21 protein-coding genes and 1 tRNA gene are annotated in these 26,868 nt (G+C 72.4%); 19 read left to right on the top strand and 3 right to left on the bottom strand.

The features are described 5' to 3' along the window. Nucleotides 1-2: 2 nt before the first annotated feature. The 12 genes from hisF to pyk all read left to right on the top strand — a co-directional run bounded on the left by hisF (nt 3) and on the right by pyk (nt 15,138). Nucleotides 3-761, top strand: a complete 759-nt coding sequence (gene hisF, locus ACP7BI_RS11140; protein ID WP_425846202.1) for an imidazole glycerol phosphate synthase subunit HisF — start codon at nt 3-5, stop codon at nt 759-761. An 11-nt stretch (nt 762-772) separates the two neighbouring features. Continuing rightward, nucleotides 773-1,114, top strand: coding sequence for a phosphoribosyl-AMP cyclohydrolase (gene hisI, locus ACP7BI_RS11135; protein ID WP_425846200.1), 342 nt, complete (start codon nt 773-775; stop codon nt 1,112-1,114). Next, nucleotides 1,111-2,634, top strand: a complete 1,524-nt coding sequence (locus tag ACP7BI_RS11130) for an anthranilate synthase component I (protein ID WP_425846198.1) — start codon at nt 1,111-1,113, stop codon at nt 2,632-2,634. The genes hisI and ACP7BI_RS11130 overlap by 4 nt, the downstream gene beginning before the upstream one ends. Then, nucleotides 2,631-3,176, top strand: a complete 546-nt coding sequence (locus ACP7BI_RS11125) for a Trp biosynthesis-associated membrane protein (RefSeq protein ID WP_425846197.1) — start codon at nt 2,631-2,633, stop codon at nt 3,174-3,176. The genes ACP7BI_RS11130 and ACP7BI_RS11125 overlap by 4 nt, the downstream gene beginning before the upstream one ends. Nucleotides 3,177-3,277: 101 nt before the next feature. Continuing rightward, nucleotides 3,278-3,496, top strand: coding sequence for a DUF6704 family protein (locus ACP7BI_RS11120; RefSeq protein ID WP_425846338.1), 219 nt, complete (start codon nt 3,278-3,280; stop codon nt 3,494-3,496). A 2-nt stretch (nt 3,497-3,498) separates the two neighbouring features. Then, on the top strand, nt 3,499-4,287 hold the full coding sequence (gene trpC / locus ACP7BI_RS11115; RefSeq protein ID WP_425846195.1) for an indole-3-glycerol phosphate synthase TrpC: 789 nt from the start codon (nt 3,499-3,501) through the stop codon (nt 4,285-4,287). Beyond that, entirely contained in the window at nt 4,284-5,504 is a 1,221-nt protein-coding gene (gene trpB, locus ACP7BI_RS11110; protein WP_425846194.1) for a tryptophan synthase subunit beta, read from the top strand. The genes trpC and trpB overlap by 4 nt, the downstream gene beginning before the upstream one ends. Further along, entirely contained in the window at nt 5,501-6,322 is an 822-nt protein-coding gene (trpA, locus tag ACP7BI_RS11105) for a tryptophan synthase subunit alpha (protein WP_425846191.1), read from the top strand. The genes trpB and trpA overlap by 4 nt, the downstream gene beginning before the upstream one ends. Nucleotides 6,323-6,582: 260 nt before the next feature. After that, entirely contained in the window at nt 6,583-7,488 is a 906-nt protein-coding gene (gene lgt / locus ACP7BI_RS11100; RefSeq protein ID WP_425846335.1) for a prolipoprotein diacylglyceryl transferase, read from the top strand. A gap of 67 nt (nt 7,489-7,555) precedes the next feature. After that, complete coding sequence (gltB, locus tag ACP7BI_RS11095; protein ID WP_425846189.1) at nt 7,556-12,112, top strand: glutamate synthase large subunit; 4,557 nt, start codon at nt 7,556-7,558, stop codon at nt 12,110-12,112. Next, nucleotides 12,105-13,559 (top strand): glutamate synthase subunit beta, encoded by a 1,455-nt coding sequence (locus tag ACP7BI_RS11090; RefSeq protein WP_425846186.1) that lies wholly within the window; start codon nt 12,105-12,107, stop codon nt 13,557-13,559. Before gltB ends, ACP7BI_RS11090 begins: the two co-directional genes overlap by 8 nt. Before the next feature lie 85 nt (nt 13,560-13,644). Further along, nucleotides 13,645-15,138 (top strand): pyruvate kinase, encoded by a 1,494-nt coding sequence (gene pyk, locus ACP7BI_RS11085; RefSeq protein ID WP_425846184.1) that lies wholly within the window; start codon nt 13,645-13,647, stop codon nt 15,136-15,138. 54 nt (nt 15,139-15,192) lie between these two features. Here pyk and ACP7BI_RS11080 read toward each other — a convergent pair. Beyond that, a tRNA-Leu gene (locus ACP7BI_RS11080) sits at nt 15,193-15,274 on the bottom strand. A gap of 49 nt (nt 15,275-15,323) precedes the next feature. Between ACP7BI_RS11080 and ACP7BI_RS11075 the strand changes: the two genes are divergently transcribed. Both ACP7BI_RS11075 and ACP7BI_RS11070 read left to right on the top strand, forming a co-directional pair. Next, on the top strand, nt 15,324-15,962 hold the full coding sequence (locus ACP7BI_RS11075; RefSeq protein WP_425846182.1) for an ANTAR domain-containing response regulator: 639 nt from the start codon (nt 15,324-15,326) through the stop codon (nt 15,960-15,962). A gap of 316 nt (nt 15,963-16,278) precedes the next feature. Continuing rightward, a complete protein-coding gene (locus ACP7BI_RS11070; protein ID WP_425846179.1) occupies nt 16,279-17,160 on the top strand; it encodes an endonuclease domain-containing protein in 882 nt (293 codons plus the stop codon). Between the two features lie 45 nt (nt 17,161-17,205). On the opposite strand, the gene ACP7BI_RS11065 is transcribed toward ACP7BI_RS11070, so the two are convergent. Then, nucleotides 17,206-17,598, bottom strand: a complete 393-nt coding sequence (locus ACP7BI_RS11065; RefSeq protein WP_425846333.1) for a PaaI family thioesterase — start codon at nt 17,596-17,598, stop codon at nt 17,206-17,208. A gap of 124 nt (nt 17,599-17,722) precedes the next feature. On the opposite strand from ACP7BI_RS11065, the gene polA reads away from it, so the two are divergent. The 5 genes from polA to ACP7BI_RS11040 all read left to right on the top strand — a co-directional run bounded on the left by polA (nt 17,723) and on the right by ACP7BI_RS11040 (nt 26,204). Further along, on the top strand, nt 17,723-20,344 hold the full coding sequence (gene polA, locus ACP7BI_RS11060; protein WP_425846331.1) for a DNA polymerase I: 2,622 nt from the start codon (nt 17,723-17,725) through the stop codon (nt 20,342-20,344). A 68-nt stretch (nt 20,345-20,412) separates the two neighbouring features. Next, nucleotides 20,413-21,423, top strand: a complete 1,011-nt coding sequence (locus ACP7BI_RS11055; RefSeq protein ID WP_425846176.1) for an LLM class F420-dependent oxidoreductase — start codon at nt 20,413-20,415, stop codon at nt 21,421-21,423. Nucleotides 21,424-21,439: 16 nt separating this feature from the next. Beyond that, nucleotides 21,440-23,131, top strand: a complete 1,692-nt coding sequence (locus tag ACP7BI_RS11050) for a DUF885 domain-containing protein (RefSeq protein ID WP_425846174.1) — start codon at nt 21,440-21,442, stop codon at nt 23,129-23,131. A 135-nt stretch (nt 23,132-23,266) separates the two neighbouring features. Beyond that, nucleotides 23,267-24,727, top strand: a complete 1,461-nt coding sequence (gene rpsA, locus ACP7BI_RS11045; RefSeq protein WP_425846172.1) for a 30S ribosomal protein S1 — start codon at nt 23,267-23,269, stop codon at nt 24,725-24,727. A 97-nt stretch (nt 24,728-24,824) separates the two neighbouring features. Beyond that, nucleotides 24,825-26,204, top strand: coding sequence for a serine hydrolase domain-containing protein (locus ACP7BI_RS11040; protein ID WP_425846170.1), 1,380 nt, complete (start codon nt 24,825-24,827; stop codon nt 26,202-26,204). Here ACP7BI_RS11040 and ACP7BI_RS11035 read toward each other — a convergent pair. Then, the gene (locus ACP7BI_RS11035; RefSeq protein ID WP_425846169.1) at nt 26,201-26,824 is read right to left on the bottom strand and encodes a DUF4126 domain-containing protein; all 624 of its coding nucleotides are present in this window, start codon (nt 26,822-26,824) and stop codon (nt 26,201-26,203) included. The two genes, ACP7BI_RS11040 and ACP7BI_RS11035, sit on opposite strands and share 4 nt — an antisense overlap. Nucleotides 26,825-26,868 lie beyond the last annotated feature (44 nt).

Genomic DNA, 26,868 nt, shown 5'->3' with positions numbered 1-26,868 from the left:
CCGTGCTCGCCACCCGCGTCATCCCGTGCCTCGACGTCGCCCACGGGCGCGTCGTCAAGGGCGTGCGCTTCCAGGGGCTCACCGACCAGGGCGACCCGGTCGAGCTCGCCGCCCGCTACGCCGAGCAGGGGGCCGACGAGCTGACGTTCCTCGACGTCAAGGCGACCGTCGAGGACGCGGGCACGATGCTCGAGGTCGTCGAGCGGTGCGCGGAGCAGGTCTTCATCCCCCTCACCGTGGGCGGCGGCGTGCGCAGCCGCGACGACGTCGCGCGGCTGCTCGCGCACGGCGCCGACAAGGTCGGCGTCAACTCCGCCGCGATCCGCGACCCCGAGCTGATCGACCGCATCGTCGCCGACTTCGGCTCCCAGGTGCTCGTGCTCTCGCTCGACGTCCGCCGCTCGACCTCGACTCCCTCCGGCTTCGAGGTCACGACGCACGGCGGCTCGCGCGGCGCGGGCCTCGACGCGCTCGAGTGGGCCGCAGAAGGCGTGCGCCGCGGCGTCGGCGAGCTGCTCGTCAACTCGATCGACGCCGACGGCACGAAGGACGGCTTCGACCTCGAGCTCACGCGCGCCGTGCGGCGCGTCGCGACGTGCCCGATCATCGCGTCCGGCGGCGCGGGGGAGCCGGCCGACTTCGCGCCCGCCGTCGCCGCGGGTGCCGACGCCGTGCTCGCCGCGAGCATCTTCCACAGCGGCCAGTGCTCGATCGGCGAGGTCAAGGCCGCGATGCGAGAGGCAGGGGTGACGGTGCGATGAACAGCGGTGCGATGAGCGAGCTGCCGGAGCTCAAGAAGGACGCCGACGGGCTCGTCGCAGCCGTCGTCCAGGACGACGCGACGGGCGACGTGCTCATGGTCGGCTACATGGACGACGAGGCGCTCCGCCGCACGGCGACCGAGGGCCGCGTGACGTTCTGGTCGCGCTCCCGGCAGGAGTACTGGCGGAAGGGCGACACCTCCGGCAACATCCAGGTGCCGCGCTCGATCGCGATCGACTGCGACGGCGACGCGCTCCTCATCCGCGTCGACCAGTCGGGCCCCGCGTGCCACACGGGCGAGCGGTCGTGCTTCTTCACGCCGGTGCCCGTGACCGTCGAGGCGCAGTCGTGACCCTCGGCTCCACGACCCGCGAGGCGTTCGACGCGCTCCTGCCCGACCACCGCATCGTGCCGGTCGTGCGCGAGGTCTTCCTCGACGCCGAGACGCCGGTCGGCGTCTACCGCCGCGTCGCCGCCGGACGACCCGGCTCGTTCCTGCTCGAGTCGGCCGAGCAGGGCGTCTGGAACCGCTACTCGTTCGTCGGCGTCGAGGCGTTCGGCCTCCTGACCTCCGATCGCGGCCGCGTCGAGTGGCGCTCCGCCTCGCTGAGCGCCGAGCGGCTGCTCGGCGACGACGTGGAGCGCAGCGGCCTCGACACGATCGAGCACGTGCTGCGCCGCTGGGCGACGCCCCGCATCGAGGGGCTCCCTCGCCTCACGAGCGGCATGATCGGCCACATCGGCTGGGAGGCCGTGCGCGAGCTCGAGCACCTCCCCGACGCCCCGGAGCGCGACGTCGACGTGCCCGCGATCGCGATGGCGCTCACGGCGACGCTCGTCGTGCTCGACCACCGCACCGGCGCCGCCCACCTCGTCGCGAACGTCGTCAACGACGGGGTGGACGGGCCGGATGCGCTGTGGCTCGACGCGCAGTCCCGGCTCGACGCGCTCGAGGCCGCCCTCGCCCGCGTCGAGCCCGGCTCGGTCGCCGCGATCGACCGGGACGCCGAGCCGGCCCCGAGCGCGCGCGTCGACGCCGAGGCGTTCCGCGCGATGGTCGAGCGCTCGAAGCGCCACATCGTCGACGGCGACGTCTTCCAGGTCGTGCTCTCGGCGCGCTTCGACCTGGAGACCTCGGCCGACCCGCTCGAGGTCTACCGCGTGCTGCGCATGCTCAACCCCTCGCCCTACCTCTACCTGCTCGCGCTCGAGGACGCCGATGGCGGCTCGTACGCCGTCGTCGGGTCGAGCCCCGAGGCCCTCGTGACCGTCCACGAGGGGCGCGCGACGATGCATCCGATCGCCGGCAGCCGCCCGCGCGGCGCCGACGCCGCCGCCGACCGCGACCTCGGCGACGAGCTGCTCGCCGACCCGAAGGAGCGCAGCGAGCACGTCATGCTCGTCGACCTCGCGCGCAACGACCTCGCGAAGGTGTGCGTGCCCGGCACCGTCGCGGTCACCGAGCTCATGGCGATCGAGCGCTTCAGCCACATCATGCACATCGTCTCGACGGTCGAGGGGCGGATGCGCGACGACGCGAGCGCGCTCGACGCGTTCCGCGCGACCTTCCCCGCCGGCACGCTCTCGGGAGCGCCGAAGCCGCGCGCGCTCGAGATCATCGACGAGCTCGAGCCCGCGCAGCGCGGCGTGTACGGCGGCGTGGTCGGCTGGCTCGACTTCGCCGGCGACGCCGACCTCGCGATCGCGATCCGCACGGTGACGATGCGCGACGGCGTCGCGCACGTGCAGTCGGGCGCCGGGCTCGTCGCCGACAGCGACCCGGAGAGCGAGCTCCAGGAGGTGCGGAGCAAGGCGGCCGCGCCGCTGCGCGCCGTGGCGGTCGCGAGCACGATGCGAGGGCTCGGCGCGTGAGGCGCGGCCGGCTCGTCGCGGTGCTCGCGCTGCTCGCGGCGGGCGCGCTCGGGCTGCTCGCCGCGACGCAGCCGTGGGCGAGCGCGGCGCTCGTCGACGGCCGCGAGCTCGCCGTCCCGGGCCAGGACCTCGCGGGCGGCCTCTCGATCCTCTCGCTCGCGATCGTGGCGCTCGCGCTCGTGCTGCCCATCTCGAGCCTCGCTTGGCGCTTCGCGCTCGGCGTGCTCGCCGTGCTGCTCGGCGCGCTGACCGCGGTGCACGCGCTCGCCTCGCGAGCCGGGATCCCGGCAGCGGTCGAGGCCGTCGTCGCCGACGCGACGGGCCTCGCCGGCACGGCGCAGGCCGCCGAGATCGCGAGCCTCGCCGAGGGACCGTGGCCGATCGTCGGGGCCGCGGCCGGCCTCGCCGCGATCGCCGGCGGGCTCGTCGCGCTCGTGACCGCCCGCCGCTGGCCCGAGCGCGCGCGCCGCGCCGAGCGCTACGAGCGCGGCACGGGCCTCGCGTGGGACGTCATGGACGACGGCGAGGACCCGACTCGATAGACTCGAGGGGTGCGGGCGCGCGAGCGCGCCCGGAAGACCGACCAAGGAGCATCGTGAGCGCACGCAAGGGCATCAGCGATCAGCACGCAGCTGATCACGGGATCGCGGAGTACGAGGCGTCGTTCGTCGACCCCGGCCACGGCAACTCGCGCGCCGCGTGGACGAGCGTCATCGTCATGATCCTCGCGGTCACGCTCGGCACGCTCTTCTTCTTCCTCGACATGCCCGCGCTCGTGTGGGCGAGCGCCGGCCTGCTCGTCATCGGCTTCCTGCTCTGGCCCATCCTCGCGAAGGCCGGCTTCGGGGTGAAGGACCACTGAGCGTGCTCGACGCGCTCACCGCGGGCGCGCTCGAGGACGCTGCCCGGCGGCGCGAGCAGCTGCCGGCCGATCGCCTGGAGGCGATCGCGCTGCGGTCGCGCACGCCCCTCGACGCCGCATCCATCCTCAGCACGCCGAAGGCCGACTCGCCCGGACCGCACATCATCGCCGAGGTGAAGCGCGCGAGCCCGTCGAAGGGACCGCTCGCCGACATCCCCGAGCCCGCCGCCCTCGCCGCGAGCTACGCGGCCGGCGGGGCGAGCGCGATCAGCGTGCTCACCGAGGAGCGGCGCTTCCTCGGCAGCCTCGACGACCTGCGCGCCGTGCGCGAGGCCGTCTCGGTGCCCGTGCTGCGCAAGGACTTCATCGCCGACGAGTACCAGCTGCTCGAGGCGCGCGCGTTCGGCGCCGACATCGCGCTGCTCATCGTCGCCGCGCTCGAGCCCGCGCGGCTCGTGCGGCTGCACCGCTTCGCCACGGGGCTCGGGCTCTCGGTGCTCGTCGAGGTGCACGACGAGCGCGAGATCGACGCCGCCCTCGAGGCCGATGCGCGCATCCTCGGGGTCAACACGCGCGACCTCAAGACGTTCACGATGCACCCCGAGCGCTTCGCCGAGCTGCGCGAGCGCATCCCGGCCGGCACCGTCGCGGTCGCCGAGTCGGGCGTGCGCTCGGCCGCCGACGTCGCGCGCTACCGGCAGGACGGCGCGGATGCCGTGCTCGTCGGCGAGGCGCTCGTCACCGACGGCGACCCCGCGTCGCGCGTCCGAGAGTTCGGGAGGGCCGCATGACGGAGCACCAGACGGCGCTGCGGGAGCAGCACGGGCCGTGGTTCGGCGAGTTCGGGGGCGTGTTCATGCCCGAGCCGCTCATGGCCGCGATCGACGAGCTCGCCGCGTGCTACGAGGAGTGCAAGCGCGACCCGGAGTTCCAGGCCGAGTTCGCCGCGCTCTCGCGCGGCTACACCGGTCGCCCCTCGATGCTCACCGAGGCGAAGCGGCTCTCCGAGATCGCCGGCGCGCGCATCCTGCTCAAGCGCGAGGACCTCAACCACACCGGCAGCCACAAGATCAACAACGTGCTCGGCCAGGCGCTCGTCGCCCGCCGCCTCGGCAAGTCGCGCCTCATCGCCGAGACGGGCGCGGGCCAGCACGGCGTCGCGACCGCGACCGCCGCGGCGCTGTTCGGCATGGAGTGCGTCGTCTACATGGGCGAGGTCGACACCGAGCGGCAAGCGCTCAACGTCGCCCGCATGCGGCTGCTCGGCGCGCAGGTCGTGCCCGTCAAGACCGGCTCCCGCACGCTCAAGGACGCGATCAACGAGGGCTTGCGCGACTGGGTCGCGAACGTCGACTCGACGCACTACCTCATGGGCACCGTCGCCGGTCCCCACCCGTTCCCCGAGATGGTGCGCGACTTCCACCGCGCGATCGGCGAGGAGGCGCGCGAGCAGACGATCGCGCTCACCGGCGCCCTGCCCGACGCCGTGCTCGCGTGCGTCGGGGGCGGCTCGAACGCGATGGGCATCTTCCACGCCTTCCTCGACGACCCGGGCGTGCGCCTCATCGGCCTCGAGGCCGCGGGCGACGGCCCGACCACCGAGCGCCACGCGCTCTCGATCGAGCGCGGCGCGCCGGGCCTGCTGCACGGCATGCGCACCTACCTGCTGCAGGACGACGACGGCCAGACGCTCGAGTCGCACTCGATCTCGGCCGGTCTCGACTACCCCGGCGTCGGTCCCGAGCACGCGTGGCTCCACGACCTCGGCCGCGCCGAGTACCAGCCGGTGAGCGATGCGGAGGCGATGGATGCGTTCCTCGCGCTCACGCGCGCCGAGGGCATCATCCCGGCCATCGAGTCGGCGCACGCGATCGCGGGCGCGATGCGGCTCGCCCAGGAGTCGCCCGGCTCGACGCTGCTCGTCTCGCTCTCGGGGCGCGGCGACAAGGACGTCGCGACCGCGGGCCGCTGGTTCGGCCTGCTCGACGAGGACGCGGGGCAGGCATGACCCGGATCTCGACCGCCGACGCCATCCGCGCGACCGGCGAGCGCGCGCTCATCGGCTACCTGCCGGTCGGCTTCCCCGACCTCGCGACGAGCGTCGAGGCGGCCGTCGCGATCGCCGAGGCCGGCTGCACCGCGATCGAGCTCGGCGTGCCCTACTCCGATCCCGCGATGGACGGCCCCGTCATCCAGTCGGCGACGCAGGCCGTGCTCGACCGCGGCTTCCGGCTCGACGAGCTCTTCTTCGGCGTCGAGGCGATCACCGCGCGCACGAGCGCGCCCGTGCTCGTCATGACGTACTGGAACCCGGTGCTGCGCTACGGCGTCGACCGCTTCGCCGAGCGCCTCGCCGCCGCCGGCGGCGCAGGCCTCATCACGCCCGACCTCACGCCCGAGAACGCCGCGGAGTGGCTCGCGGCCGCCGAGCGGCACGGGCTCGACCGCATCTTCCTCGCGGCGCCCTCGTCGTCCGACGCGCGGCTCGACGCCGCGATCTCGGCCTCGCGCGGCTTCGTCTACACCGTCTCGACGATGGGCACGACGGGCGCGCGCACCGACGTCGACCGGGCAGCTCGCGCGCTCTCCGAGCGCATCGCCGAGCGCGCCGCGGTGACGGGCGGCGAGGCGCTGCGGTGCGTCGGCCTCGGCATCTCGACCGCTGAGCAGGTGCGGGACGTGCTCGAGTACGCCGACGGCGCGATCGTCGGCTCCGCGCTCGTCCGCGCGCTCGACGAGGGCGGCGTCCCCGCCGTGCGCGCGCTCGCCGCCTCGCTCGCCGAAGGTACACTCGCACCGACCGAACGAAAGGGCGCGACCGCGTGACCGTCTTCCAGAGCATCCCGAGTCCCGCGCCCGAGTGGCAGCAGGTGCCGGTGGGCCAGTGGCTCGACGCGATCGGTGTCCTCGGCCTCGTCCAGGGCTCCATGACCGGCGCGGTCGTCTTCGGCATCGTGCTCGGCGTCGTGCTCGCGATCCTCGCGCTCGTCGGGATGCTCGTCACCGGCCGCCTCACGCGTCGCGACGCGGCGTGGACGGTCGTCGCCTCGCTCGCCTTCGCGCTCCTCATCTCGTGGGTGCTGCGCATGGTCGGCCCCTCGTGGGGCATCCAGACCTACGCGCTGTGCATCCTCGCCGGCATCATCGTCGCGGCGGTGCTCACCGGCTGGCGCCTGCACCAGCGCGGCGTCGAGGCGGGCTACGTCATCGACGTCGCCGTCTGGGCCGTGCTGCTCGGCATCGTCGCCGCTCGCGCCTTCCACGTCATCACGCATCCGGACGACTACTTCGGCCCCGGTCGCGACCCGCTCTCGGCGCTCTACATCTGGGAGGGCGGCATCGCGATCTTCGGCGCCCTCATCGGCGGCGCGATCGGCGTGTGGATCGGCTGCCGCCAGACGGGCCTGCGCTTCTCGACGTTCGCCGACGCGCTCGCGCCGGGCCTGCTGCTCGCGCAGGCCTTCGGCCGGCTCGGCAACTGGTTCAACCACGAGCTCTTCGGCCAGCCGACGTCGCTGCCGTGGGGCCTCGAGATCGAGGCGACGAACCCCGCCTACCCCGTCGGGCTCCCCGAGGGCGTGCTCTTCCACCCGACCTTCGCGTACGAGATCATCTGGAACGTGCTCGGCGCCGCGCTGCTGCTGTGGCTCGACCGCAAGCGCGACATCCAGTGGGGCCGCCTCATCGCGCTCTACCTCATCTGGTACGGCGTCGGCCGCTCGGTCTTCGAGACGATCCGCGTCGACCCCTCCGAGCTCTTCCTCGGCATCCGCACGAACGTCTGGATGGCGTTCCTCGCGATCGTCGTCGGCGTCGTCGTGTGGGTGGTGCAGTCGCGCCGCCACCCGGGCCTCGAACCGTCCCCGTGGCAGCCCGGACGCGAGCCCGGCGCCGATCAGGTGCTAGATTCTGACGTCTACACCGAGACCCCCGAGTCCCGCACCCAGGACGAGGCGGCCCCAGCCGCAGAACCCGCGGCAGCACACCAGTAGGACTGCGCGCTCCCAGCGCGCGGCGGGCCGACGGCGTCCCGCTCCCGATCGCGAGAGCAGGAGCAGCATGCGATCAGTCAGCGAGCCCATTTCCTCGGGCTTCCAGGGCATGGCGGTGCCGGCGAAGGCCGGGATGTACGACCCGCGCCATGAGAAGGACTCGTGCGGCCTCGCCATGGTCGCCACCACGCGCGGCACGCCCGGGCACGACATCGTCGCGCTCGCGCTCGACGCGCTGCGCAACCTCGAGCACCGCGGCGCGGTCGGCTCCGACGCCGGCACGGGCGACGGCGCGGGCATCCTCACGCAGTTGCCGGATGCGTTCCTGCGCGAGGTCGCGCCCTTCCCGCTCCCCGAGGCGGGCACCTATGCCGCGGGCCTCGCGTTCCTCCCGCTCGACGAGCGCGAGCGCGCCCGGGTCCGGGACGGCATCCGCGAGATCGCCGGGCAGGAGCGCCTCACGGTGCTCGGCTGGCGCGAGGTGCCCACCGTGCCCGACGCGCTCGGCAAGCTCGCGCGCGCCGCTTGCCCCAAGATCGAGCAGCTCTTCGTCGCCGCGGCGGGCTCGCCGGTGTCGGGCATCGAGCTCGACCGGCTCACGTGGCGGCTGCGCAAGCGCATCGAGCGCGAGCTGGGGGAGTACCTCCCGTCGCTCTCGAGCCGCACGATCACGTACAAGGGCATGGTCACGACGCTCCAGCTCGAGCCGTTCTACCCCGACCTCTCCGACCCCCGCTTCGAGACGCGGCTCGCGATCGTGCACTCGCGCTACTCGACGAACACCTTCCCGTCGTGGCCGCTCGCGCAGCCGCTGCGGATGATCGCCCACAACGGCGAGATCAACACCGTCGAGGGCAACCGCAACTGGATGCGCGCGCGCGAGTCGCAGCTCGCGTCCGAGCTGCTCGGCGACCTGCGGCCCGTGCGGCCCATCATCACCCCGGGGATGAGCGACTCCGCCTCGTTCGACGAGGTGCTCGAGCTGCTGACGCTCGCGGGCAGGTCGCTCCCGCACGCGCTCATGATGATGGTGCCGCAGGCGTGGGAGAACCAGCCGGACATGCCGCAGGAGCTGCGCGACTTCGCCGAGTACCACTCGCTGCTCATGGAGCCGTGGGACGGCCCGGCCGCGATCGCCTTCACCGACGGCTCGCTCGTCGGCGCGACCCTCGACCGCAACGGGCTGCGCCCGGGCCGCTGGCTCGAGACCGACGACGGGCTCTTCGTGCTCGCGAGCGAGACGGGCGTGCTGCCGATCGCGCCCGAGCGAGTCGTGCGCCGCGGCCGGCTGCAGCCGGGCCGGCTCTTCCTCGTCGACACCGAGGCGGGCCGCTTCGTGCCCGACGAGGAGGTCAAGGCCGAGCTCGCGGCGATGGAGCCGTGGGGCGAGTGGCTCGACTCGAGCCGCATCCACCTCGCCGACCTCCCCGAGCGCGAGCACGTCGCGCACACGGCCGCGTCGGTCACGCGTCGCCAGCGCACCTTCGGCTACACCGAGGAGGAGGTGCGGCTGCTCATCGGGCCGATGGCGAAGACGGGCGCCGAGCCGCTCGGCGCGATGGGCAGCGACACGCCCATCGCCGTGCTCGCGAAGCGGCCGCGGCTGCTGTTCGACTACTTCGCGCAGGCCTTCGCACAAGTGACGAACCCGCCGCTCGACAGCCTGCGGGAGTCGATCGTGACGAGCACCTCGATGGGGCTCGGCCCGGTGCGCAACCTCCTCACCGCGACGCCCTCGCACGCGAGCCAGATCATCCTCGACTTCCCGGTGATCGACAACGACCAGCTCGCGAAGATCCGCTCGATCGACCGCACGCCCGGTTCGCGCCGCACGGTCGTCGTGAAGGGGCTCTACCGGGTCGACGGCGGTCCCGAGGCGATGGAGCGGCGCCTCGAGGAGCTCTGCCGCGAGGTCGACGAGGCGATCGCCGACGGCGCGCAGTTCATCGTGCTCTCCGACCGCGACTCGACCGACCAGCTCGCGCCCATCCCGACCCTGCTCATGACGAGCGCCGTCCACCACCACCTCATCGCCGCATCCACTCGCATGCGCGCCGGGATCGTGGTCGAGGCCGGCGACGTGCGCGAGGTGCACCACGTCGCGCTCCTGATCGGCTACGGCGCGAGCGCCGTCAACCCCTACCTCGCGATGGAGACGGCCGAGCAGCTCGCGCTCACGGGCCAGCTCGGCGCCGACGTCGACACCGCCGTGCGCAACCTCATCAAGGCGCTCGGCAAGGGCGTGATCAAGATCATGTCGAAGATGGGCATCTCGACCGTCGGCGCTTACGGCGGCGCGCAGGCGTTCGAGGCCGTCGGCCTCTCGCAAGAGCTCGTCGACCGCTTCTTCGTCGGCACCCACTCGCCGCTCGGCGGCGTCGGGCTCGACGTCATCGCCGAGGAGAACCGGCTCCGACACCGGTCGGCCTACCCCGACGAGCGCGCCCCGCTCGCGCACGAGCGGCTCGCGACGGGCGGCGAGTACCAGTGGCGCCGCGACGGCGCCCCGCACCTGTTCAGCCCGGAGGCCGTCTTCAAGCTGCAGCACTCGACCCGCACGGGCCGCTTCGACGTCTTCGAGCAGTACACGCGGCTCGTCGACGAGCAGGCGGAGCAGCTCCAGACCCTCCGCGGCCTGCTCGCCCTCCGCCCGGCCGCCGAGCCCATCCCGATCGACGAGGTCGAGCCGGTCGCCGAGATCGTCAAGCGCTTCTCGACCGGAGCGATGAGCTACGGCTCGATCTCCGAGGAGGCGCACGAGACGCTCGCGATCGCGATGAACCGGCTCGGCGCCAAGTCGAACACCGGCGAGGGCGGCGAAGACCTCGACCGGCTGCTCGACCCCGAGCGGCGCAGCGCGATCAAGCAGGTCGCCTCCGGCCGCTTCGGCGTCACGAGCATGTACCTCTCGCACGCCGACGACCTGCAGATCAAGATGGCGCAGGGCGCGAAGCCCGGCGAGGGCGGGCAGCTGCCGCCCGGCAAGGTGTACCCGTGGGTCGCGAGCACGCGGCACGCGACGCCGGGCGTCGGCCTCATCTCGCCTCCGCCCCACCACGACATCTACTCGATCGAGGACCTCAAGCAGCTCATCTTCGACCTCAAGCGCGCCAACCCGCGCGCTCGCGTGCACGTCAAGCTCGTGTCGCAATCGGGCATCGGCGCGGTCGCCGCTGGCGTCGTGAAGGCCAAGGCCGACGTCGTGCTCGTCTCCGGCCACGACGGCGGCACGGGTGCGAGCCCGCTGAACTCGCTCAAGCACGCGGGCACGCCGTGGGAGATCGGGCTCGCCGAGACGCAGCACACGCTCATGGTCAACGGCTTGCGCGAGCGCGTGAGCGTGCAGGTCGACGGGCAGCTGAAGACGGGGCGCGACGTCGTGATCGGCGCGCTGCTCGGCGCGGAGGAGTTCGGCTTCGCGACCGCGCCGCTCGTCGTCTCGGGGTGCATCATGATGCGCGTCTGCCACCTCGACACGTGCCCCGTCGGCGTCGCGACGCAGAACCCGGTGCTGCGCGAGCGATTCACGGGCAAGCCGGAGTTCGTCGTGCAGTTCTTCGAGTTCATCGCGCAGCAGGTGCGCGAGCTGCTCGCCTCGCTCGGCCTCCGCAGCCTCGACGAGGCCGTCGGGCGCAGCGACCTGCTCGAGGTCGATCGCGCCGTGCTGCACTGGAAGGCCGACGGCCTCGACCTCGCGCCCGTGCTCGCGACGCCCGCCGGCCTCGAGGGCGCGCCGCGCCGCACGAGCGAGCAGGACCACGAGCTCGAGCAGCAGCTCGACTCGCGCTTGCTCGAGCAGCTCGAGCGGGCGCTCGAGGCGGGGGAGCGGCTCGAGCTCGAGCTCGAGATCGCCAACACCGACCGGGCGGTCGGCACGATGCTCGGCAACGCCGTGACGATGCACGCTGGCGCCGCCGGGCTCGAGCCCGGGAGCGTGACGCTGCGGATGCGCGGCTCGGCGGGCCAGTCGCTCGGCGCGTTCGTGCCGCGCGGCATCGCGCTGCACCTCGAGGGCGATGCGAACGACTACGTCGGGAAGGGCCTCTCCGGCGGCCTCGTCACGGTCCGGCCCGAGCCCGGGGCCGCGCTCGTCGCCGAGCGCAACGTCATCGCCGGCAACGTCATCGGCTACGGCGCGACGAGCGGCGAGCTCTACCTCCGCGGCGTGGTCGGCGAGCGCTTCCTCGTGCGCAACTCCGGCGCGACGGCGGTGTGCGAAGGGGTCGGCGACCACGCGCTCGAGTACATGACGGGCGGCACCGCGGTGATCCTCGGGCCGACGGGCCGCAACCTCGGCGCCGGCATGTCCGGCGGCGTCGCGTACGTGCTCGACCTCGACGAGCGCCGCCTCAACCAGGAGTCGTTCCACCAGGGCGAGCTGCGCGTCGAGCCGCTCGTCGAGGAGGACGAGATCGAGCTGCGGGCCATCCTCGCCCGGCACGTCGAGCTCACCGGCTCCGCGGTCGCCGAGCGGCTGCTCGGCGACGGCCTCGCGCGCGTCTCGAAGCTCGTGCCGCGCGACTGGGCGGCCGTGCGCACCATCCGACTCGACGCCGAGCGCCACGGCGTCGACCCGGACTCCGACAACATCTGGCGGCAGATCCTGGAGGTGACCGGTGGCTGACCCGCGCGGCTTCCTGAAGGTAACGGAGCGCGAGCTCCCGAAGAAGCGCCCCGTGCCCGTCCGCATCCTCGACTGGCGCGAGATCGGCGAGCCCGGCGACAAGGCGGTGCTGCGCCGGCAGGCGGGCCGCTGCATGGACTGCGGCGTGCCCTTCTGCCACCAGGGCTGCCCGCTCGGCAACCTCATCCCCGAGTGGAACGACCTCACGTGGCGCGGCGAGGGCCGCGCGGCGAGCGACCGGCTGCACGCGACGAACAACTTCCCCGAGCTCACCGGGCGCTTGTGCCCCGCGCCGTGCGAGTCGTCGTGCGTGCTCGGCATCAACCAGCCCGCCGTGACGATCAAGTCGGTCGAGCAGGCGATCGCCGACGAGGCGTTCGCGAACGGCTGGACCGAGCCGCACCCGCCGGCGCGCCTCACCGGCAAGACCGTCGCGGTCGTCGGCTCCGGTCCCGCGGGGCTCGCGGCCGCGCAGCAGCTCACGCGCGCGGGCCACACGGTCGTCGTGTACGAGCGCGACGACCGCATCGGCGGCCTGCTGCGCTACGGCATCCCCGACTTCAAGCTCGAGAAGCGCACGCTCGAGGCACGCCTCGCGCAGATGCAGGCCGAGGGCACGCGCTTCCGCGCCGGCGTCGAGATCGGCCGCGAGCTCGGCTGGCAGGAGCTGCGCGAGCGCTTCGACGCGGTGCTCGTCGCGACCGGCGCGCCCGTCGCTCGCGAGCTCGACATCCCCGGCCGCGGCCTCGACGGCGTGCACCTCGCCATGGAGTACCTCGTGCAGCAGAACCGCGCCGTCGCCGGCACGGTGCCCGCCAACCAGATCTCGGCGCGCGGCAAGCACGTCGTCGTCCTCGGCGGCGGCGACACCGGTGCCGACTGCATCGGCACGGCGCACCGCCAGGGCGCGCTCTCGGTGACGAACCTCGCGATCGGTGTGCAGCCGCCGCGCGAGCGGCCCGAGCACCAGCCGTGGCCCGTGCACCCGAGCCTGTTCGAGGTGCAGTCGAGCCACGAGGAGGGCGGCGAGCGCGCCTACCTCGTCTCGACCGTCGAGCTGCTCGCGAACGCCGCTGGCGAAGTGCGCGCGCTCAAGGTCGCCGACACCGAGGTCGTCGACGGCGTGCGCCGACCGAAGGCCGGCACCGAGCGCGAGATCCCCGCCGACCTCGTGCTGCTCGCGCTCGGCTTCACGGGGGCGGATGCGTCGATCGGCGAGGCGCTCGACGTCCCGTTCGAGCGCGGTCTGCCCGTCCGCACACCCGACTTCGCGACCGACGTGCCCGGCGTGTTCGTGGCCGGCGACGCGGGACGGGGCGCATCCCTCATCGTGTGGGCGATCGCCGAGGGCCGCGCCGCGGCCGCGGCCGTCGACGCCCACCTCGAGGGGGAGTCGTCGCTGCCGGCGCCGGTGCGGGCGAGCGACCGGCCCTTCGCCATCGCCTGAGCCTCGCGCGCGCGGGCCTCTGAGAGGATGGAGGGGTCCGCGCCGATCCCACCCAGGCGGCACGAGCCACGGAAGCGAGAGACCTTTGAGACGAGCCAAGATCGTCGCGACGTTCGGGCCGGCACTCGCCGGCTATGAGATGACGAAGGCCGCGATCGCGGCCGGCATCGATGTCGCGCGCATGAACCTGAGCCACGGTGACCACAGCGTCCACGAGGAGGTGTACGCGAACATCCGGAGGGCATCCGACGAGCTCGGCAAGCCCGTCGGCATCCTGGTCGACCTCCAGGGGCCGAAGATCCGCCTCGGCAAGATCCGCGGCGGACCGTTCGAGCTCCGCGAGGGCGAGCGGTTCACCATCACCACCGATGAGATCGAGGGCGACGGCCGGCGCGCCGGCACGACCTTCAAGGGCCTCCCGGCGGACGTGAGCCCCGGCGACCCGCTGCTCGTCGACGATGGGCGCATCGTGCTGCGCGCGGTCGAGGTCACCGACACCGAGGTCGTGACCGAGGTCGAGGTCGGCGGACCGGTGAGCAGCAACAAGGGCATCAACCTGCCCGGCGTCGCCGTCAACGTGCCCGCGATGAGCGAGAAGGACGAGGACGACCTGCGCTGGGCGCTGAACCTCGGCGCCGACATCATCGCGCTCTCGTTCGTGCGCGACGCGAAGGACATCGAGCGCGTGCACGCGATCATGGACGAGGAGGGCCGCAGGCTCCCCGTCGTCGCGAAGATCGAGAAGCCGCAAGCGGTGCAGAACCTGCCCGACATCATCGACGCGTTCGACGCGATCATGGTCGCGCGCGGCGACCTCGGCGTCGAGCTGCCGCTCGAGCAGGTGCCGCTCGTGCAGAAGCGCGCGATCGAGCTCTCGCGCCGCTGGGCGAAGCCCGTCATCGTGGCGACCCAGGTGCTCGAGTCGATGATCGAGAACCCCCGCCCGACGCGCGCCGAGGCGAGCGACTGCGCGAACGCGATCTTCGACGGGGCGGATGCGGTGATGCTCTCGGGCGAGACGAGCGTCGGCAAGCACGCGATCACCACGATCGAGACGATGGCCCGCATCGTCACGGCGGCGGAGGAGCACGGCCTCGGCCGCATTCCGCCGCTCGGCACGAAGCCGCGCACGCAGGGCGGCGCGATCACGCTCGCCGCGCTCGAGGTCGCCGAGTTCGTGGAGGCGGCGGCGATCGTCGTCTTCACCGAGTCCGGCGACTCCGCGCGGCGCATGGCGCGGCTGCGCACGGCGATCCCGACGTTCGGCTTCACGCCCGACCCCGAGGTCGAGTCGCGCATGCAGATGATCTGGGGCATGCAGACGCACCTCGTCGACCGCGTGATGCACACCGACGACATGATCGCGCAGGTCGACGACGTGCTGATCGGCAAGCAGCTCGTGCCGGTCGGCAAGAAGGTCGTCGTGATCTCGGGCATGCCGCCGGGCATCTCCGGATCGACGAACGACATCCGCATCCACGTCGTCGGCGACGTGCACGCCGAGGCCGCGCCCGCCTACCACGGCAAGCGGCGCATCGAGGTGCACCACCAGTCGGCGCCGCACCCTGCGGAGGGCTGAGCCCGCGACGCTCGAGAGCCCGGTCGATCCTCGGATCGCCCGGGCTCTCGCTCGTGCCGGTGGTGGGACTCGAACCCACACTCCTCGCGGAAGCGCATTTTGAGTGCGCCGCGTCTGCCGATTCCGCCACACCGGCTCACGGCCCGGACGATCGCCCGGTCGCTGCGAACACTAGGCTAGTGGCCATGACCGACGACCTCTTCGCCGAGCCCATCATCGACCAGGCTCCCGCCGAGCGCGCGACGACCGCGCGCACCGTGCTCGTCGCGGAGGACGAGTCGCTCATCCGCCTCGACATCGTCGAGACGCTGCAGGCCGCGGGCTTCGAGGTCATCGGCGAGGCGGGCGACGGCGAGCGCGCCGTCGAGCTCGCGACCGAGCTCGAGCCCGACCTCGTCGTCATGGACGTCAAGATGCCGAAGATGGACGGCATCAGCGCGGCCGAGAAGATCAGTGCCGCGAAGATCGCGCCGGTCGTGCTGCTCACGGCGTTCAGCCAGAAGGAGCTCGTCGAGCGAGCCGGCGAGGCGGGAGCGCTCGCCTACGTCGTGAAGCCGTTCACGCAGAACGACCTGCTGCCCGCGATCGAGATCGCGCTCGCGCGCTGGGACCAGATCCGCGCGCTCGAGAGCGAGGTCGCCGACCTCGCCGACCGCTTCGAGACGCGCAAGCTCGTCGACCGCGCGAAGGGCCTGCTCAACCAGCGCATGGGCCTCGCCGAGCCGGAGGCGTTCCGCTGGATCCAGAAGGCCTCGATGGACCGCCGCCTGACGATGGCCGAGGTCGCGCAGGCCGTCATCGAGCAGCTGAGCGCCAAGAAGTAGCCCCCCCCTCGCTGAGCGGTCACTTCAGCGCGTGAGCGGTCAACTCCGCGCGTGAGCGGTCAATTCCGCGCGTGAGCGGTCAATTCCGCGCGTGAGCGGTCACCTCCGCGCGTGAGCGGTCACCTGCGCGCGTGAGCGGTCACCTCCGCCCGTGAGCGGTCACCTGCGCGCGTGAGCGGTCACCTGCGCGCGTGAGCGGTCGCCTCCGCCCGCGAGCGTCGGCTCCGCGCACTCACCCGGCCCTCGCAGAGGCGTCTCTCCACAGCCTGATCCGCAGCCGCCCCCGACGTGGCCGCACGCGCGCATCATCCAGCGCATGGAGAGTCAGCACGGCTTCACGATCCAGCAGGGCCTCGATCGGGGGTACTCCGCAGCCGAGCTGCGATCGATGGCCTTCACGAGGCCCGCTCGCGGCGCCCGCATCACGGCCGCTGTGGGTGATGAGGCGCAGGCGCTCCTCGAGGCGGTGCGCGTCCTCGCCCGCGACGACCACTTCTTCTGCCACACGACGGCGGGACGCATCCATGGCATGCCGCTGCCCGCTCGGCTCGAGAAGGAAGCCACCGTCCACATCGCCTCGCCGACCGACGGCTCCCGGATGCGGCGCACGGGCGTCGTCGGTCACCGCCTCAAGTCCGAGGTGGTGGAGGTCGACGGGATGCGGGTAGAGGCGAGAGCGGACGCGTTCGTGCACCTCGCGACGATGCTCACCCTCGAGGAGCTGGTCGCGGTGGGGGACTGGTTGGTGTCGACGAAGCGACACGACCCACTGACCGTCGAAGATCTGACGGATGTGCTGCGACGCTACAAGGGAGCGCGCGGCCTCCACTTGGCTCGCCGAGCGCTGGCACTCGTCCGTGTCGGAGCCGAGTCGCCGCGCGAGTCGCTGGTGCGGCTCCTGATCATGGGTGCGCTGCCGGAGCCGACGCTGCAGCACGAGGTGTTCGACGCCACCGGCCTGTTCGTCGCTCGGCTCGACGCGAGCTGGCCGCACCTCAAGCTCGCCGTGGAGTACGACGGCGAGCATCACGCCGACCCTGCTCAGCAGGAGCGAGACCGCATCCGGCGCGAGAAGCTGCGTGCGCTCGGCTGGCACGTCATCGTCGTGACGAAGGATGATCTGCAGGACGGGGGCGTCCGGATCCTGCAGCGAATCGTCGCCGCGTACGAGCGCTACACCTCCTGGAACGCGGCCTGACTGACCGCTCGCGGGCGGAAGTGACCGGTCGGCGGCGGGGGCGGGTCAGCGGGTCTTGATGAAGTTCGTGATGCGGAGGGTCGAGGCTCGGCGGCCCTCGTCGTCGGTGCAGACGATCTCGTGCACGGTCATGGACCGCCCGAGGTGGACAGCCGTGCACTCGGCCGTCACCCATCCGCTCGTGATCGAGCGCGTGTGGGTCGCGTTGATGTCGGTGCCGACGGCGTAGCGGCCCTCGCCCGCGTGGATGTTCGCGCTCACCGAGCCGAGCGTCTCGGCGATGACGCAGTAGGCACCGCCGTGCACGAAGCCCGCCGGCTGCCGGTTGCCCTCCGCGGGCATGCGCGCGACCGAGTGCTCGGCCGAGAGCTTGAGGAACTCGATCTGCATGCGCTCGGCGAGCTCCCCGCCCGGCCGCTGCTCGAGCCGCGCGAGCACCGCTCGCGTCGCCTCGTCGACCTCGTGCTCGATCGGCTCCGGGCTCACGCGCGCTCCTCGCTCGGCTGGGGTGTCGGCAGCCCCGGCTAGGCTGACTGCCGTGTCGGATCCGAAGCCTACCCTCATGGTCATCGACGGCCACTCCCTCGCGTTCCGGGCGTTCTTCGCCCTGCCGCTCGAGAACTTCGTCAACAGCGAAGGGCAGCACACGAACGCCATCCACGGCTTCTTGTCGATGCTGCTCAAGCTGCTGCAGGACCACCGGCCCACGCACCTCGCGGTCGCGTTCGACATCTCCCGGTTCTCGTTCCGCACCCGCGAGTACGCCGAGTACAAGGGCACGCGCGACGAGACGCCGAAGGAGTTCAAGGGCCAGGTGCCGCTGCTCGAGGAGGCGCTCCACGCGATGGGCGTGCGCACCCTCTCGAAGGAGGACTACGAGGCCGACGACATCCTCGCGACCCTCTCGGTGCAGGGCGCGAAGGCCGGCATGGACGTCTACGTCGTCTCGGGCGACCGCGACACGATCCAGCTCGTCAACGACGACGTGACGCTGCTCTACCCCTCGGTGCGCGGCGTCTCCGAGCTCAAGCGCTACACGCCCGAGACGGTGCGCGAGCGCTACGGCATCGAGCCCGCGCAGTACCCCGAGATCGCCGCCCTCGTCGGCGAGTCGAGCGACAACCTCATCGGCATCGACAAGGTCGGCGAGAAGACCGCCGTCAAGTGGATCACGCAGTACGGCACGGTCGAGAACCTGCTCGCGCACGCCGACGAGATCAAGGGCGTCGTCGGCAACAACCTGCGGGAGCAGCGCGAGCGCGCCGAGCGCAACCGCCGCCTCAACCAGCTGCTCACCGACGTCGACCTCGGCGTCGAGCTCGACGAGCTCGCGCGCGGCCAGGTCGACGAGGCGAAGCTGCGCGAGGTGTTCCAGCGGCTGCAGTTCCGCACGCTGCTCGACCGCGTGCTCAAGCAGGAGGGCACGGGCGAGCCGGCCGCCGCGCTCGAGCCCGAGGTGCAGGCGCCCGCGGTGCAGAAGCTCGTCGATGAGGAGCTCGACCTGTGGCTCTCGCGCGCGAAGGGCACGGTCGCCGTCTCGATCGCGCCCGACGGCGCCGGCGGCATCGCGGGCTTCGGCGTCGCGACCGAGGGCGCGAGCGCCTACGTGCCGTTCAAGGCCGGCACGGCCGACTACGACGGATTCGTCGAGTGGCTCGCGTCGGACGCCCCGAAGGCGCTCCACGACGTCAAGGCATCCATCAAGCTCCTCGAGGGCGCGGGGCTCCGCCTCGGCGGCGCCGCGCACGACACGCGCGTCGCCGCGTGGCTGCAGACGCCCACCGCGCCGCCCAAGACGTTCGAGCTCGACTGGCAGACCGAGGCGCTGCTCGGCGCGACGCTCCCGGCGCCCGACCCCAACCAGCTCGTGCCCGAGGTCGAGCCCGAGCAGCTCGGCACCGTCGCGTGGCTCACGGGCGAGCTCTCGCGCGCCCAGCGCTCGCGCCTCGACCCGGGGACGCTCGGCGTGCTCGACGACATCGAGCTGCCGCTCATGCCTGTGCTCGTGCGCATGGAGCGCCAGGGCGTGCACATGGATCGCGACGTGCTCCAGCGCATCCTCGACGAGATGCGCGCGAAGGCGGCCGAGCACGCCGAGGCCGCCTACGCCGAGATCGGCCACGAGGTGAACCTCGGCAGCCCGAAGCAGCTGCAGGCGGTGCTGTTCGAAGAGCTCGACATGCCGAAGACGCGCGCGACGAAGACGGGCTACTCGACCGACGCCCAAGCGCTCGCCGACCTGCAGGAGACGAACCCGCACCCGTTCCTCGGCCTGCTCCTGCAGCACCGCGAGACGTCGAAGCTCGCGCAGATCATCGAGGGGCTGCTGCGCGCGATCCAGGACGACGGCCGCATCCGCACCCGCTACGACCAGACCGGCTCGGCCTCCGGCCGCCTCTCGTCGAACGACCCGAACCTGCAGAACATCCCGGTGCGCACGGAGGTGAGCCGCGAGATCCGCTCGGCGTTCGCGCACGGGCCCGAGTTCGAGACGATGCTCACCGCCGACTACTCGCAGATCGAGATGCGCATCATGGCGCACCTCTCGGGCGACGAGGGGCTCATCGAGGCGTTCCTCTCGGGCGAGGACCTGCACCGCTTCGTCGGCAGCCGCATCTTCGGCGTCGACCCGAGCGAGGTCACGGCGCTGCAGCGCGTCAAGGTCAAGGCGATGAGCTACGGCCTCGCGTACGGGCTGAGCGCCTTCGGGCTCTCGAAGCAGCTGCGCATCTCGCAAGCCGAGGCGAAGCAGCTCATGCTCGACTACTTCCAGCGCTTCGGCGGCATCCGCGACTACCTCCGCGGCGTCGTGATGCAGGCGAAGGACGACGGCTACACGACCACGATCTTCGGCCGCCGCCGCCCGTTCCCCGACCTGTCGTCGTCGAACCGCGTGCTGCGCGAGAACGCCGAGCGGCAGGCGCTCAACTCGCCCATCCAGGGCTCGGCCGCCGACATCATCAAGCGCGCGATGATCGCGATCGACCGCCGCATCGCCGACGAGGGGCTCGGCTCGCGCATGCTGCTGCAGGTGCACGACGAGCTCGTCTTCGAGGTCGCGACCGGTGAGCGCGAGGCGCTCGAGGCGATCGTCCGCGCCGAGATGGGCGGCGCGGCCGAGCTCTCGGTGCCGCTCGAGGTGCAGGTCGGCGTCGGCCCGAACTGGGACGCCGCCGCGCACTGAGCCGCGACGTCCGTGCCCGCCGGGCCCACAGCATCCGACCCCCAGGGGCCGACGCCTAGGCTGGCGGCATGAACGACTCCGCGCTCCGGTTCGGCCTCTTCGTCCCGCAGGGATGGCGCCTCGACCTCGTCGGCATCGCGCCCGCCGAGCAGTGGGGGCGGATGCTCGAGGTCGCGGAGCGCGCGGACGCCGGCCCGTGGCACTCGGTGTGGGTCTACGACCACTTCCACACCACGCCGCAGCCGACCGACGAGGCGACGCACGAGGCGTGGACGCTCATGGCCGCGCTCGCCGCGAGCACGAGCCGCGTGCGGCTCGGCCAGATGTGCACGTGCATGGGGTACCGGAACCCCGCCTACCTCGCGAAGGTCGCCGCGACCGTCGACGTCATCTCCGGCGGCCGGCTCGAGTTCGGCATCGGCGCCGGCTGGTACGAGCACGAGTGGCGCGCCTACGGCTACGGCTTCCCGGGCGTCGGCGACCGCATCTCGGCGCTCCGCGACGGCGTGCAGATCATCCAGCGGCTGTGGGCCGAGGGTCGCGCGACGCTCGAGTCGGAGTCGTTCTCGGTCGACGGCGCCATCTGCCGGCCGCAGCCGCTGCAGACCGGGCGCGACGGCCGTCCCCGCATCCCCACCTGGATCGCGGGCGGCGGCGAGCAGCGCACGCTCCGCTACGCGGCGAAGTGGGCCGACGCGACGAACTTCGGCGGCTCGCCCGAGCAGTTCGCGCGCAAGCGCGACGTGCTGCTGCGCCACCTCGAGAAGGAGGGGCGCGACCCCGCCGAGGTGCGGCTGACCTCCAACCTCAACATCGTCGTGCGCGAGAGCGAGGCCGAAGCGCGCCGCGTCGTCGACGCGGTCAACGCGCGCGCCGACTCGGCGATGCCCGCCGAGCACGCCGGCACGGGCTTCTCGACGCGCGGCGCCGTCGTCGGCACGCCGCAGATGGTCGTCGACCACGTCGGGGCGCTCCGCGAGGCGGGACTCGGCACGCTCATCGCCTACATGCCGGAGGTCGCGTTCGAGCAGGACGGCATCGAGCTCTTCGAGCGGGAGGTCATGACCGCCCTCCGCTGATGCGTAGGCTTGCGGCATGACTGACGAGAGAGTCGGCGCGACGTCGCGCCAGCAGACCGAGATCGACCGGATCGCGGAGGACTACGTCCACCGCGCCGCCGCCATGAACCCCGAGATCAACGTGTACGTGGGCCTCGAGGGCGACAAGGCCGGCTACGGCGACTACTCGCCGAGCGGCCGCGACGCCGATGCCGCGCTCGCGCGCGAGGTGCTCGCCGCCCTCCAGGCCGCCGAGCCCGTCGACGACGTCGACTGGGTGACGAAGACCGACCTCTCGCGCGAGCTGCAGCTCGAGCTCGACGTGCACGACTCCGGCTGGGGCGACCGCGACCTCAACAACCTCGCGAGCCCCGCCTCGGGCATCCGCGACATCTTCGACCTCATGTCGACCGGCAGCGAGGACGACTGGTCGACGATCGCGCAGCGCATGCGCAACGTGCCCGCGGCGATCGACGGCTACATCGCCTCGCTTCGCAACGGCATCGCCACCGGCAACACGCCCGCGGCGCGCCAGATCGACAACGTGCTCGAGCAGTTCACCGACTACGCGCCGGGCAAGGGCTTCTTCCACGACTTCGCCGCCTCCGCGAAGGCGGGGGACCGGGAGCTGCCCGCCTCGCTCCGCGACGACCTCGCGAAGGCAGCAGGCGAGGCGACCGAGGCGCACGCGCGGTTCGCGGAGTTCCTGCGCACCGAGCTCGCCGCATCCGCCAACCCCGTCGACGCCGTCGGCCGCGACTTCTACTCGCTCATGTCGCGCCGCTTCCTCGGCGCCGCCGTCGACCTCGACGAGACCTACGCGTGGGGCATCGAGGAGCTCGACCGGATGCGCACCGAGCAGGAGGCGATCGCGAACGAGATCCTGCCGGGCGCGACCGTGCAGGAGGCGATCGCGCACCTCGACCAGGACGCGAGCCGCAAGCTCCACGGCACCGACGCGCTCAAGGCGTGGATGCAGGAGACGAGCGATCGCGCGATCGAGGAGCTCGGCCGCACCCACTTCGACATCGCCGAGCCCATCAAGGCGCTCGAGTGCATGATCGCGCCGACGCAGACCGGCGGCATCTACTACACCGGTCCCGCCGACGACTTCTCGCGGCCGGGGCGGATGTGGTGGTCGGTGCCCGCGGGCGTCACCGAGTTCGACACGTGGCGCGAGCTCACGACCGTCTACCACGAGGGGGTGCCGGGCCACCACCTGCAGATCGCGCAGGCGACGTACAACCGCGCGCAGCTCAACCTGTGGCGCCGCGCGTTCGCCGGCACCTCCGGCCACGCCGAGGGCTGGGCGCTCTACGCAGAGCGGCTCATGGAGTCGCTCGGCTACCTCGACGACCCGGCCGACCGGCTCGGGATGCTCGACGGCCAGCGGATGCGCGCGGCGCGCGTCGTGCTCGACATCGGCGTGCACCTCGGCAAGCCGCGCCTCGACGGCACGGGGGAGTGGGACTTCGACTACGCCTTCGAGTTCATGAAGTCGAACGTCAACATGAACGAGCCGTTCGTGCGCTTCGAGGTCAACCGCTACTTCGGCTGGCCGGGCCAGGCGCCGTCCTACAAGATCGGCCAGCGCATCTTCGAGCAGATCCGGGATGCCGCGCAGGAGGCCGAGGGCGACGCGTTCGACCTCAAGCGCTTCCACACCCGCGTGCTCAACATCGGCGGCGTCGGGCTCGACACGCTGCGCGAGGCCGTGCTCCGCAGCTGAGCGCTGGTTGTCCGGGATGCCCATCCGCGTATAGGATTGCCGGGCCACTCGTGTGGCGCCCAATCAATCCGAACCGCTGGATGGGCATCCACATGCCCGCAGCCCGACATCCCCCCATAAGGCACCTTGAACTCTATGACCACTGCAACGACCACGGCTCCCAAGCAGGTCGCTGTGAACGACATCGGCTCGGCCGATGACTTCATGGCCGCCGTTGAGAAGACCCTGAAGTTCTTCAACGACGGCGACCTCATCGAGGGCACCGTCGTCAAGATCGACCGCGACGAGGTCCTCCTTGACGTCGGCTACAAGACCGAGGGCGTCATCCCCTCGCGCGAGCTCTCCATCAAGCACGACGTCGACCCCTCCGAGGTCGTCGAGGTCGGCGACACCGTCGAGGCGCTCGTCCTCCAGAAGGAGGACAAGGAGGGTCGCCTGATCCTCTCGAAGAAGCGCGCGCAGTACGAGCGCGCCTGGGGCGATGTCGAGCGCATCAAGGACGAGGACGGCGTCGTCACCGGCACGGTCATCGAGGTGGTCAAGGGCGGCCTCATCGTCGACATCGGCCTCCGCGGCTTCCTGCCGGCCTCGCTCATCGAGCTGCGCCGCGTCCGCGACCTCACGCCGTACCTCGGCCAGGAGATCGAGGCGAAGATCCTCGAGCTCGACAAGAACCGCAACAACGTCGTGCTCTCGCGCCGCGCGCTCCTCGAGGAGACGCAGTCGGCCTCGCGCGGCCAGTTCCTGCAGTCGCTCCAGAAGGGGCAGGTCCGCAAGGGCGTCGTCTCGTCGATCGTCAACTTCGGCGCGTTCGTCGACCTCGGCGGCGTCGACGGCCTCGTGCACGTCTCCGAGCTCTCGTGGAAGCACATCGAGCACGCCTCGGAGGTCGTGGAGGTGGGCCAGGAGGTCACCGTCGAGATCCTCACCGTCGAGCTCGACCGCGAGCGCGTCTCGCTGTCGCTCAAGGCGACGCAGGAGGACCCGTGGCAGATCTTCGCCCGCACGCACGCGATCGGCCAGGTCGCACCGGGCAAGGTCACGAAGCTCGTCACGTTCGGCGCGTTCGTGCGCGTCGCGGACGGCATCGAGGGCCTCGTGCACATCTCGGAGCTCTCGGCGAAGCACGTCGAGACGGCTGACCAGGTCGTCGCGGTCGGCGACGAGGTCTTCGTGAAGATCATCGACATCGACCTCGAGCGCCGCCGCATCTCGCTCTCGCTCAAGCAGGCGAACGAGGGCGTCGACCCCGACGGCACCGACTTCGACCCGGCGCTCTACGGCATGCTCGCCGAGTACGACGAGCAGGGCAACTACAAGTTCCCGGAGGGCTTCGACCCCGAGACGAACGAGTGGAAGGAAGGCTTCGAGTCGCAGCGCGAGGCCTGGGAGGCCGAGTACGCGGCCGCGCAGGCGCGCTGGGAGGCGCACAAGGCGCAGGTCGCCGCGGCCCGCGACGCCGAGCTCACCTCGAACGACGTGCCCTCGGGCGCATCGTCCTTCGGCGGCGGCTCCGACGACTCGGGCGCCGGCACCCTCGCCGACGACGAGGCGCTCGCCGCGCTCCGCGAGAAGCTCACCGGCTCCTCGGAGTAGTCAGCACCACCAGTGCGGGCCGTGCCTTCGGGCGCGGCCCGCGCTGCGTTCCCCGGTTGCGACTGCCCGGGATGCGATCCAGTGGCAGGATCGAGGCATGCCCGCCGACGACGCGATCACGCACGCCCTCGACTACGCCGACCGCTGGCTCGCCTACCGCCGCTGGCGGCTGCGGGTGCCGGGCGTGCAGCTCGCCGTGCGCATCGGCGGCGAGCTCGTGCTCGAGCGCGCGATCGGCATCGCCGACGAGGCGACGGGCGAGCCGCTCACGAACGACCACCGCTTCCGCATCGCCTCCCACTCGAAGGCACTCGCCGCGATCGCCGCGATGCGGCTCGTCGACGACGGCGTCCTCCGGCTCGACGATCCGCTCGGCGCGCTCGTGCCCGCGCTCACCGGCACCGACGCCGCCGGGCTCACGGTGCGCGAGCTGCTCTCCCACGGGAGCGGCGCGACGCGCGATGGCGACGACGTCGCCTTCTGGCAGCTCGCCGACGACTTCCCGGATGCCGACCGGCTCCGCTCGATCGCGACGTCCGGCGTCGCTCGGCTCGACGCATCCGCCGAGTTCAAGTACTCCAACATCGGCTTCGGCCTGCTCGGCCTCGCGATCGAGGCGGTGACCGCGCAGCCCTACGCCGACGCGCTCGCGCGCCTCGTGCTCGCGCCGCTCGGGCTCGAGGCCACGAGCGCCGACATCGAGGGCGCCTCGCAGCCGCTCGCGACCGGGCACTCCGCGCTGCACTCGAGCGACGTGCGGGCGCCGCTCGGCAGCCCCTCCTCGCGCGCGCTCGCCGCCGCGACGGGCGCCGTCTCGACCGCGGCGGAGCTCTCGGATGCGCTCCGCGCGGTCGTCGACGCCGACGACCGGCTGCTGAGCGGCACGGCACGACGGCGGATGCGGCAGCGCCAGTGGTCGACGTCGGGCCGCGACGGCGCGGTGGCGGGGTACGGTCTCGGGCTCCAGCTGCGCGAGGTCGACGGGCGCACGTGGCACGGCCACGGCGGGGCGTGGACGGGGCAGGCGACCCGCACGCTCGTCGACGCGGAGCGCGACGTCGTCGTGAGCGTGCTCGCGAACGCGATCGACGCGCCCGCCGAGGAGCTCGCCGTCGGCGTCGCCCGCATCCTGCAGGCTGCGCTCGAGCCCGCGGCCGAGCTCGCGGACGACGAGCTCGCGCTCGCGCGCTCGTTCGAGGGGTCCTTCGCGAGCATCTGGGGCCGGCTCGACGTCGTCGAGCTCGGCGGACGGCTGCTCGGCATCGCGCCGACGGCGGCCGATCCGCTCGCCTCGGTCGACGTGCTCACGCCGCGCGGCACCGATCGCGTGGTGATCGCCGCCGCGACCGGCATGGGCTCCGGTCACGAGGAGGCGATCGCCGAGCGCGACGAGTCAGGGCGCGTGGTGCGCTGGCGCGGCGCGTGGCACCAGCACGCGGTCGACCCCGTGCCCGCCGAGGCGGCGACGACCGCTTAGCCGGCGCCGTGCCTGTCGGTCGCCGGCCGCAGATCGGCGTTCCGCCGCCGGCGGGCCGAGCGCCACAGCGACCAGCCGAAGAGCCACAGCAGGAGCAGGCCGAGCACGACGAGGATCGGGGCGACGATCGCGAGCAGCGAGAGCCCGATCGCGCTCACGTCCTCGACCGTCGAGATGACCGGTGCCGCCGCGCCCGCGGTCGCGACGTTCGCCGCCGGGCGCACCGCGGTCTTGCCGACGTGCACCGCGAGCGCGATGGCCGCGCCGACGAGGATGGGCACCCACTGGTTCGAGGCGAAGAACTCGGCGGGGTCGGTGACCGCGACGGTCGAGGCGGTCGAGGACGAGCCGAACACGAGGCCGCCCGCCGCCGGGCGCACGAGCGACTGCAGCACGTCGTTCAGGCTGTCGACGGCCGGCACCTTGTCGGCGACGACCTCGACGACGAGCAGCACCGCGACGATGCCGATCACCCACCAGCTCGAGAGCCACGCCCAGCCCTCGGGGAGCGCGAGCAGGCCGGGGAAGAGCCGGTCGGCGAGCCCGACGACGAGCAGCGGGATGTACGCGTTCATGCCCGCTGCCGCGGCGAGCCCGGCACCCGTCAGGGCCTCCAGCACGATCCCTCCTCCCGCGGCGAGGGGCCGCTCGCGCCGATCGTAGC

It is taken from the genome of Agrococcus sp. TSP3-2-1, assembly GCF_049897585.1.
Taxonomy (GTDB): domain Bacteria; phylum Actinomycetota; class Actinomycetes; order Actinomycetales; family Microbacteriaceae; genus Agrococcus.
This window is presented reverse-complemented; position numbering and strand designations above follow the sequence as displayed.